Below are 14544 nucleotides of genomic sequence, written 5' to 3'. Positions count from 1 at the left end.
GAGCAATTAAGCGGGTCGCGTAGTAGTTCCCCGCGGTCTCCTGATCAGCCTCTCGTGGCTTTCACCCGCTCGTAGCGCGCCAAGGCCTCCTGCCGCTCGGCCTTGTGGTCGACGATCGGCTCCGGGTAGCCGTTCGGCACACCGCCGGGCAGCGTCCACGGTTGGTGAACGGCTTTTCCCGCCACATCTCGTAGCTCGGGAACGAACCGCCGCACGTACTCGCCGTCCGGGTCGAACTTCTCCCCCTGCAGCACGGGATTGAAGATCCGGAAATACGGAGCCGCGTCGGTGCCGCTCCCGGCCGTCCACTGCCAGCCGTGCTGGTTGGACGCCAGGTCCCCGTCGACGAGAAGTTGCATGAAGTGACGCGCACCGCGCCACCAGGGCAGGTGCAGATCCTTGACGAGGAAGCTCGCCACGATCATCCGCAACCGGTTGTGCATCCACGCCTGCTCCCGGAGCTGGCGCATCCCGGCGTCGACGATCGGGTAGCCGGTGCGCCCTTCGCACCAGGCGTCGAACAGCCTGTCGGCCTCACGGCCGGACGCCAGCGGCAGCGCGTCGAACGCGCTGTCGTAGTTCGCCCTCGCGGAGTCGGGGCGCTGGAACAGGACGTCGGCGTAGAACTCGCGCCACGCCAGCTCTGTGCGGTACGTCTCGGCCGACGACGAGCGCCGGGACGCCAGGTCGGCGAGCATCGTCCGCGGATGGATCACCCCGTACTTGAGGTACACCGACATCCGCGACGTGCCCTCCTTGTCGGGCCGGTTCCGGTCGCTCCCGTAGCCCGACACCCCCGCGTCGAGGAACTCGTGCCAGCGGGCGAGCGCGGCGGCCTCGCCCGCGTCAGGGAGATCGGCGTCCACCTGCTCGTCCTCCGGGACGCTCACCGCGCGCGGGCCACCACACCGCTTCGCGGGATCGAGCCACGTGACCGTCGAGGCGTCGGTGTCGGCAGGCGAGCGCCATCCGTGCTCGGCCCAGGCCCGCCGGAACGGCGTGAAGACCCGGAACCCCTCCCCGTCACCCTTGCGCACACGGCCCGGCGCGACCGCGTACGGCGACCCGGTACGGACGAGCTCGAGGCCATCGGCGACCAGTGCCTTCTCGACCGCCTCGTCACGGCGCACCCCGTACGGGCCGAAGTCGGCCGCGATGTGCACGGTGGCCGCGTCGACGGATGCCGCGACCGCGGGCACGACGTCGGCAGGGTCGCCGCGCACGACGAGGAGCCGCCCACCCAGATCCCGGTCGAGCGCGCGCAGCGACCGGTAGAGGAAGGTCCGGCGCGCCGGGCCGGACGGTCCGAGCAGCGCGGGGTCGAGCACGAACAGAGCGAGCGACCGGCGCGCGGCACCGGCCGCGGCGAGGAAGGTGGGCTGGTCCCGTACCCGCAGGTCACGGCGGAACCAGACGACGGCTGTGTCACCCATGGGCCGACGCTAACGGCGGGGAGCACATCCCGCGCGTCGACAACCGCCGAACGCCGACGGGACCGTATCGCTGACGCCGGACGTCAACGATGCGGCCCCGCCGGTGTGCGAAAGGAGCTCAGCGATTACCCATCGGAACGTAGGGACGCTCCGAGGAACCGACGTAGAGCTGGCGAGGGCGGCCGATCTTGGTGGTGGGGTCGTTGATCATCTCGCGCCAGTGGGCGATCCAGCCCGGAAGGCGACCGAGAGCGAACAGGACCGTGAACATCTTGGTGGGGAAGCCCATGGCCCGGTAGATGACGCCGGTGTAGAAGTCGACGTTCGGGTAGAGCTTGCGCTCGATGAAGTAGTCGTCGGCGAGCGCGCGCTCCTCGAGTGCCTTGGCGATGTCGAGAAGCTGGTCGGTGACCCCGAGCTTCTTGAGGATCTCGTCGGCGCTCTGCTTGACGATCCTCGCCCGCGGGTCGTAGTTCTTGTAGACGCGGTGCCCGAAGCCCATCAGGCGCGCACCCTTGTCCCTGTTCTTCACCCGCTCGACGAACGCGTCGACGTTGCCGTCCTCCACGTCGCGAATGCGCTGGAGCATCTCCAGCACGGCCTGGTTCGCGCCGCCGTGCAGCGGACCGAACAGGGCATTGATGCCGGCCGAGATGCTCGCGAAGAGGTTGGCCTGCGACGACCCGACGAGCCGGACCGTGGACGTCGAGCAGTTCTGCTCGTGGTCGGCGTGCAGGATGAGCAGCACGTCGAGGGCACGTGCGAAGTCAGGGTCGATCTCATACGGCTCGGCCGGGAAGCCGAACGTCATCCGCAGGAAGTTCTCGACCAGGCCGAGGGAGTTGTCGGGGTAGAGGAAGGGCTGCCCGACCGACTTCTTGTAGGCGTACGCCGCAATCGTCGGCACCTTGGCGAGCAGCCGAACTGTCGACAGCTCGACGGCGTCCTCGTCGAACGGGTCGAGGCTGTCCTGGTAGAAGGTGGACAGTGCGCTGACGGCGCTCGAGAGCACCGGCATCGGGTGAGCGTCGCGCGGGAATCCGTCGAAGAACCGTTTGAGGTCCTCGTGCAGCAGGGTGTGGCGGCTGATCTTGTTGGTGAAGGCGTCGAGCTCGGACCGGGTCGGCAGCTCCCCGTAGATGAGCAGGTAGCTGACTTCGAGGAACGAGGAGCTCTCGGCGAGTTGGTCGATCGGGTAGCCCCGGTAGCGCAGGATCCCGGCGTCACCGTCGATGTAGGTGATCGCCGAGCTGCACGCTGCGGTGTTGCCGTAGCCGGAATCGAGTGTGACCAGCCCGGTGGAGGGCAGGAGCTTGCTGATGTCGAAGGCGGACGCACCTTCGGTACCAGCGTGAATAGCCATCGCGTGCTCCCCGCCGGGGTGGCGCAGAACAGCGGTCGTGGTCTCGTCGGCCATGTGGAGGTTCCCTCGCACTCTTCGTTTCGTGGTTGGCCGCAACGCTAGTGCTCGATCGGGTGAGTGCGCCCGACGAAACATGTGACGTGGGGCGCTCAGCCCTTGGTGAGCTGTTCGGGGTCCACGTCCACTCTGCCGACCACGAGATAGTTGATGAGCCAGAGTGCTGCGCCCACCGCCAGCAGGATCCCAGCCAGCGCGAACTGCTGCAACGGCCGGCCGGACAGGGGCGTGGCGAGGAAGCCGCAAAGCACGATGCCGGCGTAGGGGCTCCAGGCCGGCGCGCGGAAGTGGTTGTGCTCCACCTTGTCCTTGCGGAGCACGAGCACCGCGATGTTGACGACGGTGAAGACGGCCAGCAGGAGCAGGGCCGTGGTGCCGCCGAGCTGCGTGATGTCGACACTTCCGACCAGGATGATCGCGATGACGCTGGTGAAGATGATCGCGAACCAGGGCGTCCGGCGGCCCTCGTGGACCCTGCCGAACACCCGCGGGAGAACCCGCTCGTTCGACATCCCGTAGAGCAGGCGGCTCGCCATCAGCATGTTGATCAGCGCGGAGTTCACCACCGCGAACAGACCGATCACGGCGAACACGCCGAGCGGGAACCCGGGCGCCCCCACCTCCAGCACGCGGAAGAGGGCGCTGCTCTTCGCCGCGGCGAGGTCGTCGGCAGGCACGAGCATCGAGGACAGCACCGCGATGATCACGTAGATGGCCGCGGCGACGGCCATGCCGAGTAACATCGCCCGCGGGAAGATCCTCGGCGGGTTGTGGCATTCCTCGGCCATGTTGACGGAGTCCTCGAAGCCGACCATCGCGAAGAACGCCAGCGATGTGGCGGCGGTGATCGCGATGAACGCGGTGGTCTCCCCGGTGTTGATCTCCACGAGCCGGGACGGCTCCCCTGCTCCGCCCGCCACCGCGACGATGCCCACACCGATGATGAGCAGCAGACCGGACAGCTCGATGAGGGTGAGCACCACGTTGGCCTTGACCGACTCCCCGACCCCGCGGAAGTTGATCAACGCGAGCCCCACGATGAAGGCCGCGGCCACGGCCCAGGTGGGCAGCTCGATGAACTGCCGCAGGTAGGTGTCGGCGAACGCCTTGGCCGCGGTGGCGGCGGACGTGACCCCGGACGCCATCACCGTGAACGTGACCATGAACGTCAGGAAGTTGATGCCGAACGCCTTGTGCGTGTAGAGCGCCGCACCGGCCGCCCTCGGGTACTTGCCGACCAGCTCGAGGTAGCTGAACGCCGTGATGAAAGCGACGATGAAGGCCAGCAGGAACGGCACCCACAACGCGCCGCCGATCACGCCTGCCACCGATCCGGTGAGCGCGTAGATGCCGGTGCCGAGGATGTCGCCGATCACGAAGAACAGCAGCAGCTTCGGACCGATCGCCCGCTTCAGAGCCGGCTGGCCAGTGACCGTGCTCACATCAGTCATACGATGATGGTGACTGTTGATGCGCCCTACGTCATCCGGTGGCCGTCCGGTTTGTCAGGATCGATACCTGCCCGTCATACGATTCATGGCCGATCGGCTGCCACCGGCGCGCGGTAACGCCAGAACACCGGGAACACCGCGACCACGACGATCGCGAACACGATCGTCGCGAAGCCGCCCGCCGCGACGGCCGCCGAGGGACCCACCGCGGCCGCGGCAGGCCCGTGCCAGAGATCCGCGAGCCGCGGGCCGCCGACCACCACCACGGTGAACACACCCTGCATGCGGCCACGCATGTCGTCGGTGGCCACCGTCTGCAGCATCGAGTTCCGGAACGCCGAACTGACCATGTCGCCTGCGCCTGCCACGGCGAGGAACAGCACCGCGAACCACAGCGAGCCCGACAGCCCGAACAAGGCGATGCCGACCCCCCACGTACAGATCGCGATCGTGACCGCCACGCCCTGCCGCCGCACGTGTGTGAGCCAGCCCGAGAACAGGCCGGCCACCACCATGCCTATGGGTATCGCGGCGAACAGCAGCCCGAGGGCCGGTCCGCCGGCGATCGGGTCGCCGAACACCGTGTGCGCCATCTCGGGGAACACCACCCGTGGCATCCCGAAGCCCATGGCGACGACGTCGATGAGGAACGACACCAGCAGGACCTTGTGCAGTGCGACGTAGCGGAACCCCTCGATGACCTGGCGGGCCCCGGCGCGGCGCGTGACCGCCTTCTCCGGCGGGAGCGAGGGGAGCCGCCAGGTGGCCCAGAGGGTGGCGAGCAGCGCGATGGCGTCGATGAGATAGAGCGTCGGCAGCCCCACGACCGGGATCAGGACCCCGGCCAGGAGCGGTCCGGCGATGGCGCCGACCTGCTGCACCGTCATGTTGAGCGCGTTGGCCGCCGGTAGCTGCTCGGCGGGCAGCAGGCGGGGGATCACCGCGTTGCGGGTGGGCTGGTTGATGGCGAGGAGCGCGGTCTGCACGGCGAACAGGACCAGCACGCTCCACACGCCGCCGACGCCGCTCGCCGCTGTCACCCACAGGGCGAGCGACGACAGCGCGATCCCCCCACCCGAGGCCAGCAGCAGGACGCGCCGGTCCATCACGTCCGCGATGGCGCCGCCCCAGAGCCCGAACACGACCAGCGGCACCAGCCCGAAGACGCCCGTCAGCCCGACGTACGCCGACGAGTTGGTGAGCTGGTAGATCTGGGTGGGGACGGCCACCACCGACAACTGCGAGCCGACCACGGTGACCACACCGGCACTCCAGAGGCGCCGGTAGGCAGGCGTACGCAGCGGGCGGGTGTCGGCCAGCGCGCTACGGGCGATCACGCGCAACCGCTGGGTGGTGAAGGCGGTGCGCCGTGTCGGCGCGTCAGGGCCTGTGTCGATCCGCCCGGTTGGAGCTTCCGGACCCAGGCTGCTCGGGCGGGTGGGTTCGTCGGGTCCGGGCATCACTCGGATACGAGTACCACCTCTGTACCGAGAGTTCCGACCAACACCTCAACCGGACAAACCGCTGTCCACCCTCGGGCCGGGCTCCGAACGCGACCTTCACCTGCGCATCCACGAACGACGAGCGCCGTCCGCGGATCGCCGGGCCCGGATCGCGCGAGCGATGAGTGCCGAGGATCACGGTGGCCGGCGTCCCGCGGCCGGCGTCACGGCGCCAGCCGGCGCACCCTCCAGCTGCGATCGTGACCGTCGACCTCGAAGCGCAGCCGGTCGTGCATCCGGTTGGCGCGGCCCTGCCAGAACTCCACCTGCTCCGGCGCGAGCCGCCAGCCGCCCCAATGCGGTGGCGCCGGCACCGCGGCATCGTCGGCGAAGCGGCGCGTGGCGGCTTCGAGCGCGTCGTCGAGGGACCGGCGGTCGCGCACCACCGTGGACTGTGCCGACGCCCACGCACCGAGCTGCGCCCCGCGCGGCCGCGTGGCCCAGTACTTCTGCGTCTCCTCCGGCGTCACGAGCTCGACGGGACCACGGACGTGGACCTGCCGATGCATCGTGTACCAGGGGAAAGTGGCCGAGGCGTAGCGGCTGAACCGCAGGTCGTGGCTCTTCTTCGAGGTGTAGTTGGTGTAGAACACCACCCCCCGCGGATCCACGGCCTTGCACAGCACGGTCCGCGACGACGCACGGCCGTCCGCACCCGCTGTGGCCAGCACCATCGCGTTGGCCTCTGCTATTCCGGCCTCCTCGGCCTCGACGAGCCAGCGGGCCAGCTGCTCGTGCCAGGTCGGCGCCAGCGCGGCGACGTCGAGCTCCGCGCTGTCGTAATCAACACGCATCGTCGCCAGTTGCTCCGCCATGCCGCGCCTCCCCGGGTTCTACGAGGTCACGCTATGACCCGGCGGTTTGGTCCGATAGATCCGGTGACGGATCCAACACCGTCTGCCCGTTGCCTCGGTGGGCTCGCCGAAGGCAAGGTGACGCGATCGCGTCGACCGTGCACGTCAACCGTGCCGGACGGACGCGATCGGCGCGCCGGCCCGGACGCACTCCGCCGGACGGCGAGCGAAGCCCGGCCGACGACGCCACCGGTGCCTTCGGCCGGTGACCCCTGTCGGGCACCACGACGAGGAGGACGCGGTGACCACTGCGCCGATCCCATTGGGCACGACCCCTTCCGGCACCGCGGAAGCCTCGAAAGGGCCGGCCACGGCCGACCATGAGATACCCCCGCCGCCGCCGGGATTCACACCAGGACTCGAAGGCCACGTCGCCTTCCGCACGGAGATCGCGGAGCCGGACAAGAACGGCGGTGCCCTGCGCTACCGCGGCGTCGACATCGAGGATCTCGTCGGCAAGGTGACGTTCGGCAACGTCTGGGCACTGCTCGTCGACGGCCGTTTCGGACCGGGCCTGCCCCCCGCCGAGCCGTTCCCCATCCCGGTGCACACCGGTGACGTCCGCGTGGACGTGCAGGCCGCGCTCGCGATGCTGGCTCCGTACTGGGGCTACCGCCCGCTGCTCGACATCACCGAGGACGAGGCCCGCGAGCAGCTCGCCAGGGCGTCGGTGATGGCCCTGTCCTACGTGGCCCAGTCGGCCCGCGGGATCGGCGTTCCTGCGGTGCCTCAGTCGCGCATCGACGAATGCAGCACGATCACCGAGCGGTTCATGACGCGCTGGCGCGGCGAGCCGGACCCGGCGCACATCAAGGCCGTGGACGCGTACTGGGTGTCGGCGGCCGAGCACGGGATGAACGCCTCCACCTTCACCGCCCGCGTCATCGCGTCCACCGGCGCCGACGTCGCAGCGTCGCTGTCGGGGGCCATCGGGGCGATGTCCGGGCCGCTGCACGGCGGAGCCCCTGCCCGGGTGCTGCCGATGCTCGAGGCGGTCGAGCGGTCCGGCGACCCGAAGGCGCTGGTCACGGGCATCCTCGACCGCAGGGAGAAGCTCATGGGCTTCGGGCACCGGGTCTACCGGGCCGAGGACCCGCGGGCCCGCGTGCTCCGTCGCACGTGCCAGGAGCTGAAGGCCCCGCGTTACGAGGTGGCGGTGGCGCTGGAGCAGGCGGCACTGAGCGAGCTGCGCTCCCGGCGCCCCGACCACCCGATCGAGACCAACGTGGAGTTCTGGGCCGCGGTGATCCTCGACTTCGCCGAGGTGCCGCCGCACATGATGCCTGCGATGTTCACCAGCGCCCGCACCGCCGGGTGGTCGGCGCACATCCTGGAGCAGAAGCGCGAGAACAAGCTCGTGCGCCCGTCCGCTCAGTACATCGGCCCCGGCCCGCGCAGGCCGTCCGAGGTCGAGGGCTGGGGCGAGATCAAGCACGACTGACGGCCGCGCCGGCCCCGGGTCACGCCGGGGCCGGCAACGGCATCCGTCGCACCAGCAGCGAGAGCACGCCTGCCACCACCGCCAGCGCTCCGCCGACGTACCAGGCCATGTCGTACGCGCCCAGCTCGTCGCGCACGATCCCCGCGCCGAGCGCCATCAGGGCCGCGCCGACCTGGTGGGAGGCGAACACCCAGCCGAACACGACGGGCGCGGACGCGCCGAAGAACTCCCGGCACAGCGCCATCGTGGGCGGGATCGTCGCCACCCAGTCGAGCCCGTAGAACACGATGAACGCCACCATGTTCGCCTGGATGTCGGGCCCGAACAGCCACGGCAGCGCGAGCAACGAGAGCCCGCGCAGCACGTAGTAGGCGAGCAGCAGCAGCCGGGGATTGACGCGGTCGGTGAGCCAGCCCGATGCGATCGTGCCCGCCACGTCGAAGATCCCGACGAGCGCGAGGAGCCCTGCCGCGGTCGTCTGCGGCATCCCGTGGTCGTGAGCTGCTGGGATGAAATGCGGCTGGATCAACCCCATCGTCGTAGCGCCGCAGATCATCATCCCCAGCGCGAGGTACCAGAACGGACCCGTCCTGGCCGCGGTGGCCAGCGACCGCACTGCCAGCCGCGCCGCGCCCGACCGCACCGGGTCCACGTCGTCGGCCTCGGTGCCGCCGTAGGGCACCACGCCGACATCGCGCGGGCGGTCACGCAGCAGCCACATCACGAGTGGGGCCACGGCCAGCGCCGCGGCAGCCACGACGAGAGCGGCTGGCCGCCAGCCGTACGCCGCGGCGAGCTGGGACACGAGCGGAAGGAACACGAGGCCGCCCGCCGCACCGCCTGCCGTGAGCACGCCGGAGACGAGCCCACGACGGGCGACGAACCACCGTCCGGTCACCGTCGCCACCAGCGCAAGTGCCATCGACCCGGTGCCCAGCCCGACGAGCACGCCCCAGCACAACACGAGCTGCCAGCTCGCTGTCATGAACACGGTGAGCCCGCTGCCGGCTGCCACCACGACCAGCGCCACCGTGACCACGGAACGGATGCCGAAGCGCTCCATCAGCGCGGCTGCGAACGGCGCCGTCAGCCCGTAGAGGGCCATGTTGACGGCGGCGGCGAGTGAGATCGTCGAGATCGACCAGCCGAACTCCATGTGCAGCGGGTCCATCAGCACGCCGGGGACGGCCCGGAAACCCGCGGCGCCGACCAGCGCCAGGAACGTGACGGCCGCGGCCCACCAGGCGGGATGGATGCGACGCGTGCGCGCCGGTGTACTGAGTTCGGTCACGCCGGTAAGGATCAATGCTGCCCACTCGGGACGAAAGTGGCCCGATGGCCATCATGTGTAAGGATTCGGCCATGGCCCTTCCCAACGGACAGGCCCGTACCCCCGGCGACGACCTCCGCCGCGTCCATGAGGTCGCCGTGCTCGCTCTGCCCACCGTGGTGGCGTTCGAGCTGGGCCTGCCGCATCGGCTGCTCGGCGGGGCCGTCGACGACGACGAGCGCCCGCTCTACAACGTGCGCGTCGCCACCCTGGACGGCGGACCGGTGCGCACCTCGGCCGGATACCAGGTGCTGCCCGAGCACGACGCGTCGATCCTGCGCACGGCCGACACCGTGGTCGTCCCCGGGATCTACAGCGGTACCGCGCGGGAGCACGGCGAGCTCGAGCCGGAGCTCGCCGCCGCGCTGCACGGCCTCGACGCCCGCATGGTGTCCATCTGCACCGGGGCGTTCGTGCTCGCCGCGGCAGGCCTGCTCGACGACCGCCCGGCCACCACCCACTGGATGCACGCCGCCGCGTTCCGGGCGATGTTCCCTGCGGTGCTGCTCGATCCCGACGTCCTCTACGTCGACGACGGTGACGTGCTGACGTCCGCGGGGAACGCCGCGGGTATCGACCTGTGCTTGCACATCGTGCGCCGCGACCACGGCGCCTCGGTGGCCAATCGCGTGGCACGGCGCAGCGTGGTGGCACCGTGGCGCGACGGTGGGCAGTCCCAGTTCATGGAACCGCTCCCCGACCCCGGCGGTCCCGGCACCGCCCCCACCAGGGCATGGGCCTTGGAGCAGCTCGGCACGCCCCTCGCCCTCGCCGACATGGCCGCGCACGCCGCGATGAGCGTGCGGACGTTCACCCGGCGGTTCCGCGACGAGACCGGACTCAGTCCCGCACGCTGGCTCGCGATGCAACGGGTGGCCCTCGCGCGGCGGCTGCTGGAGACCACCGACCTTCCTGTGGAGCGCGTCGCGGCCGACGCGGGGTTCGGCACCGCCACGTCGATGCGCCTGCATCTGCACGCCGCCATCGGGGTGTCGCCGCTGGTCTACCGGCGTACATACCGCGGCGACGGCGCCGCCGCCCAGGACGATCAGCACAGGTCCGGACGGGTGTCCCGTCACGATTCCGTGAGTACCCACACCCGGCTCGACACGCCAACGGCTGCGACACTGGAGCGGTGACAGCCTCGACGACAACCGACCTGAAGATCCCCGCCGAGCTCAAGCCCGCCGACGGGCATTTCGGCTGCGGCCCGTCCAAGGTTCGCCCAGAGCAGCTCGCCGCGCTCGCCGACGCCGGCGCCGCTGTGATGGGAACGTCGCACCGGCAGAAGCCGGTGAAGTCGCTGGTCGGGCGCATTCGCGCCGGGCTCGCCGACCTCTTCTCGCTACCGGACGGCTACGAGGTCGTGCTCGGCAACGGCGGCACCACGGCGTTCTGGGACGCCGCGGCATTCGGCCTCGTGCGCGAGCGCGCCCTCCACCTGGCCTACGGCGAGTTCTCGTCGAAGTTCGCCGACTCCACCGGCGGCGCCCCCTTCCTGGGCGACCCGGTCATCGTCAAGGCGGACGCCGGCAGCGCCCCCACTCCCACCTCGGATCCGTCGTGTGACTTTCTCGCCTGGGCCCACAACGAGACCTCCACCGGCGTCGCCGTTCCCGTCGTGCGCCCGGACGGCTCCACCGACGGCCAGCTCGTCGCGATCGACGCCACCTCGGGTGCAGGCGGGCTGCCCGTCGACATGAGCAACGCCGACGTCTACTACTTCGCGCCTCAGAAGGGCTTCGCCTCCGACGGCGGCCTGTGGATCGCGCTGATGAGCCCCGCCGCCCTGGAGCGGGTGGCCGAGATCGCGGCCACCGACCGGTGGATCCCGCCGTTCCTGTCGCTCGCCACGGCCGTCGACAACTCGGGCAAGGACCAGACCTACAACACGCCCGCCGTCGCCACCCTGTTCCTGATGGCCGACCAGATCGACTGGATGCTGGGGCTCGGCGGCCTCGACGCCTGTGTGGCCCGCACCGCCGACTCGTCAGGGCGGCTCTACACCTGGGCCGAGAAGTCCTCGTTCGCCACGCCGTTCGTCGCCGACCCGAAGCACCGGTCCCAGGTGGTCGGCACGATCGACTTCGCCGACTCGGTGGACGCGGCGGCGGTCGCCAAGACGCTGCGGGCCAACGGGATCGTCGACACCGAGCCCTACCGCAAGCTCGGGCGCAACCAGCTGCGCATCGGCATGTTCCCCGCGGTCGAGCCGGACGACGTGCAGGCCCTCACCTCCTGCATCGACTGGGTAGTCGAGCAGATGGCCTGACCGTCCACCGGTCGCGTCCTGTTTCGATCTCCACCGGTGACACTGGGTAGTCGAAACCGTAATGTCGGATCAGTGCGCCTCTGAGGCGAAAACGTGCAATGCTGCGCGCGGGGGGAAGCGCTGACCGGGGCAGCGTCGACGTGAGGCGACGTTGCACCGGCCCGGCGCGCCTCCACCTCAGGTTGCGATTCGGCAACTACCGTCACCCAGACGGGGAGAACGAGAGCGGGGAGGCCGTCGATGCGGGCGCTGCGGGTCGTCGGGATCACCGAGAGCGGCGGTGAGATCTCCGTCGTTCTCGAGGATCCTGTTCGCCACGAGCGCTTCACCGTACCGGCGGATGAGCAGTTACGTGCTGCCGCACGGGGAGACCTCTCCCGGCTCGGACAGATCGCGATCGAGTTGGAGAGTCAGTTGCGCCCTCGCGAGATCCAGGCCCGCATCCGTGCCGGAGCATCCGTGGAGCAGGTCGCCACGGCCGCAGGTGTGCCGCTGCAGAAGATCGAACGCTTCGCGTACCCGGTGCTATTGGAACGTTCGCGCACGGCGGAGGTGGCGCAGCGCGCCCATCCGGTGCGTGCCGACGGACCCGACACACGCATGCTCGGCGACGTCGTGGCCCACACCTTCGGGCTGCGCGGCCAGAACTACGGCGAGGCCGAGTGGGACTCGTGGAAGGGCGAGGACGGCCGCTGGGTCGTCGCACTGTCCTGGCGCGCGGGCCGGTCGGACAATCGCGCGCACTGGACGTTCCAGCCCGGGGCGAACGGCGGCACGGTCACTGCTGTGGACGAGCACGCCAGCGACCTGGTCGAGGGGTTGCCGGCACGGCCGCTGCGCACCGTCGGACCGGTCATCGAGCTCGGCCGCACCGAGGAGATCCCGGAGCCGCCCGCGCCCGACCACACCGAGGAGCTGCGCGCAGCCGCCTCCGACACCGTGCGCGCCAGCGGGCGCATCGACAGCGGCCGCGACCACACCGCTTCCGAGACGTCACGCGCGGCGGAGCGCCCGGTCGCTCGCCCCGCGCCCGAGCCTCGCCGGGCCGCGCCGCCGGCTCAACGCCAGCCACCGGCCGAGCCCCGCACCACTCCCGCCCCGGCTGCCCCGGCTGCGAAGCGCGAGCAGCCTGCTGCGCCCCCGCGGTCCGAGAAGCCGGTGGCCGAGCCTGCCGCCGAGCAGCCCGTGGCCGAGGAACCGGCCGCGAGCCAGCCCGCGCCCGAGGCGCCCACCACGAACCGGCGCACCAAGAAGGGCAAGCCGGTGATGCCGTCCTGGGACGAGGTCCTCCTGGGAGTGCGCGGCCAGCGCTGACCGCCGGCCGTTCAGCCCAGCAGCCCCAGCAGCAGCACGAGCCACGCCGCCACCAGGCCTGCCGCCGCGCCCGTCGCCGGCCAGCGCCAGAACGGCGTGGCCCGCAGCAGGTAGAGCGACGGGGCCAGGCCGAGCCCGACGAGCAGGTTGGCCGGCACCCACAGCAGGCCGAACGCCTCGGCGAACGCGCGGCTGAGCGCGATGTCGGCGAACGCGATGAGCACCGCGAAGAACGCGGAGACGGCGAGTCCCGTGGCCCAGGGCGTCGGTCCGGTCGGCTCGCCCGACGTCCGCGGGATCGGGCCGGTGGAACCCACCTGGATCGACTCGACCTCCCCGGTGATCGGATCGGTGAACTCCACGGAGCGGCCGAGGTGGTCGGCCACGCGCGACGCCAGCTGACGCCCGCGTCGTTGCAGAAGCTCGAGCTCGCGTGGGCCACCGGAGCGCGTCACCGACACCGCGAACGCCGCCCACTCCCGCAGCGCCTCCTGCAGATCGCGTGGCAACGCAGGGTCGCCCGGTTGTCGTTCCCCGAGTACGACCCGGCCCCCCGCGACGAGCTCCACGGCCTCACCCTACGACTGATCCCACGGCGTGGAAGGCGACGGCGGCCGCGGTAGCGACGTTCAGGGAGTCCACCCCGGTGGCCATCGGGATCCGGACCCGCAGATCAGCCGCGGCGAGCGCCTCGTCCGAGAGACCAGGGCCCTCCGCGCCGAGCAGCAGCGCGACGCGCTCTCCCTGCAGCCCCGATGCCGTGATCGGCACGGCGTCGGCTGCCGGTGTCAACGCGGCCACCCGCAGGCCCGCAGCCCGCAGCACGTCGAGCGACGCAGGCCAGGGGCCGGGCAGCTCGGTGAACGGCACCCGCAGGACGTGTCCCATCGAGACGCGCACGCTGCGCCGGTAGAGCGGGTCGGAGCAGCGCGGCCCGAGCAGCACCGCGTCGACTCCGAGCGCCGCCGCGTTGCGGAACAGGGCGCCGAGGTTCTCGTGGTCGTTCACACCTTCGAGCACCGCCACGAGACGTGCGTCGCGCACCAGCGCCGCCGGATCGGGCGGCGCCGCCCGATCCGCCACCGCGAGCACCCCCCGGTTGAGATGGAAACCGACGACCTCGGCCATCGTCGGGGCGTCGGTGGCGTAGGCAGGCACCGCCAGCCCGGCAAGATCGGTTGCGAGCTCGTCGATCCGCCGCCGCACGCCCAGCAGCGAGCGCACCGGGTACGGCGAGTCGATCATGCGCCGCACCACGACCACCCCTTCGGCGATCACGAGGCCGCGGCCTCCCGGCCGGTCCGGGCGCCGGTCGGCGGACGTGAGGTCCCGGTAGTCATCCGCCCGTGGGTCACCCGGATCGTCGAGAGTGATGATGGTCGCCACGCTCCGAATCGTCCCAGCCGCGGCGTGTCGGCTCCGTCATCCGGTCGGCCGTAGCGGCGGGTTCACCCACCGTGTCACGGTTGACAACCGCCCGGAGGCGCCCGCCGCCCGAGGACTGCTCGGTCCGAGCATCGAGACACT

The 14544-nt window shown here is 70.8% G+C and carries 12 protein-coding genes; 4 read left to right on the top strand and 8 right to left on the bottom strand.

Annotated elements, in window-relative coordinates:
* Nucleotides 1–44: 44 nt before the first annotated feature.
* The 5 genes from MMF94_RS19715 to pdxH all read right to left on the bottom strand — a co-directional run bounded on the left by MMF94_RS19715 (nucleotide 45) and on the right by pdxH (nucleotide 6621).
* Nucleotides 45–1433, bottom strand: coding sequence for a cryptochrome/photolyase family protein (locus tag MMF94_RS19715; protein WP_241038507.1), 1389 nt, complete (start codon nucleotides 1431–1433; stop codon nucleotides 45–47).
* Between the two features lie 118 nt (nucleotides 1434–1551).
* Nucleotides 1552–2850 (bottom strand): citrate synthase, encoded by a 1299-nt coding sequence (locus MMF94_RS19710; RefSeq protein WP_241038506.1) that lies wholly within the window; start codon nucleotides 2848–2850, stop codon nucleotides 1552–1554.
* A 95-nt stretch (nucleotides 2851–2945) separates the two neighbouring features.
* Nucleotides 2946–4304, bottom strand: coding sequence for an APC family permease (locus tag MMF94_RS19705; RefSeq protein ID WP_241038505.1), 1359 nt, complete (start codon nucleotides 4302–4304; stop codon nucleotides 2946–2948).
* Nucleotides 4305–4387: 83 nt separating this feature from the next.
* A complete protein-coding gene (locus MMF94_RS19700; RefSeq protein WP_241038504.1) occupies nucleotides 4388–5764 on the bottom strand; it encodes an MFS transporter in 1377 nt (458 codons plus the stop codon).
* 206 nt (nucleotides 5765–5970) lie between these two features.
* Complete coding sequence (pdxH, locus tag MMF94_RS19695) at nucleotides 5971–6621, bottom strand: pyridoxamine 5'-phosphate oxidase (RefSeq protein ID WP_241038503.1); 651 nt, start codon at nucleotides 6619–6621, stop codon at nucleotides 5971–5973.
* A gap of 364 nt (nucleotides 6622–6985) precedes the next feature.
* Between pdxH and MMF94_RS19690 the strand changes: the two genes are divergently transcribed.
* Nucleotides 6986–8101, top strand: coding sequence for a citrate synthase 2 (locus tag MMF94_RS19690; RefSeq protein ID WP_241038662.1), 1116 nt, complete (start codon nucleotides 6986–6988; stop codon nucleotides 8099–8101).
* A 19-nt stretch (nucleotides 8102–8120) separates the two neighbouring features.
* Here the strand turns inward: MMF94_RS19690 and MMF94_RS19685 are convergent, their stop codons facing one another.
* On the bottom strand, nucleotides 8121–9392 hold the full coding sequence (locus MMF94_RS19685) for an MFS transporter (protein WP_241038502.1): 1272 nt from the start codon (nucleotides 9390–9392) through the stop codon (nucleotides 8121–8123).
* Nucleotides 9393–9463: 71 nt separating this feature from the next.
* On the opposite strand from MMF94_RS19685, the gene MMF94_RS19680 reads away from it, so the two are divergent.
* The 3 genes from MMF94_RS19680 (at nucleotide 9464) to sepH (ending at nucleotide 13017) form a co-directional block, all read left to right on the top strand.
* Complete coding sequence (locus MMF94_RS19680) at nucleotides 9464–10570, top strand: GlxA family transcriptional regulator (protein WP_241038501.1); 1107 nt, start codon at nucleotides 9464–9466, stop codon at nucleotides 10568–10570.
* A complete protein-coding gene (gene serC / locus MMF94_RS19675; RefSeq protein ID WP_241038500.1) occupies nucleotides 10567–11703 on the top strand; it encodes a phosphoserine transaminase in 1137 nt (378 codons plus the stop codon). The genes MMF94_RS19680 and serC overlap by 4 nt, the downstream gene beginning before the upstream one ends.
* Before the next feature lie 240 nt (nucleotides 11704–11943).
* On the top strand, nucleotides 11944–13017 hold the full coding sequence (gene sepH, locus MMF94_RS19670) for a septation protein SepH (RefSeq protein ID WP_241038499.1): 1074 nt from the start codon (nucleotides 11944–11946) through the stop codon (nucleotides 13015–13017).
* A gap of 11 nt (nucleotides 13018–13028) precedes the next feature.
* On the opposite strand, the gene MMF94_RS19665 is transcribed toward sepH, so the two are convergent.
* Both MMF94_RS19665 and MMF94_RS19660 read right to left on the bottom strand, forming a co-directional pair.
* The gene (locus tag MMF94_RS19665; protein WP_241038498.1) at nucleotides 13029–13586 is read right to left on the bottom strand and encodes a DUF2537 domain-containing protein; all 558 of its coding nucleotides are present in this window, start codon (nucleotides 13584–13586) and stop codon (nucleotides 13029–13031) included.
* Nucleotides 13587–13590: 4 nt separating this feature from the next.
* Entirely contained in the window at nucleotides 13591–14403 is an 813-nt protein-coding gene (locus MMF94_RS19660; protein WP_241038496.1) for a TrmH family RNA methyltransferase, read from the bottom strand.
* Nucleotides 14404–14544 lie beyond the last annotated feature (141 nt).

The organism is Pseudonocardia alaniniphila, assembly GCF_022524485.1.
Classification (GTDB): Bacteria; Actinomycetota; Actinomycetes; order Mycobacteriales; family Pseudonocardiaceae; genus Pseudonocardia; species Pseudonocardia alaniniphila.
Note: the sequence above shows the minus strand (reverse complement) of the source record. Positions and strands in the feature narration are given on the sequence as shown.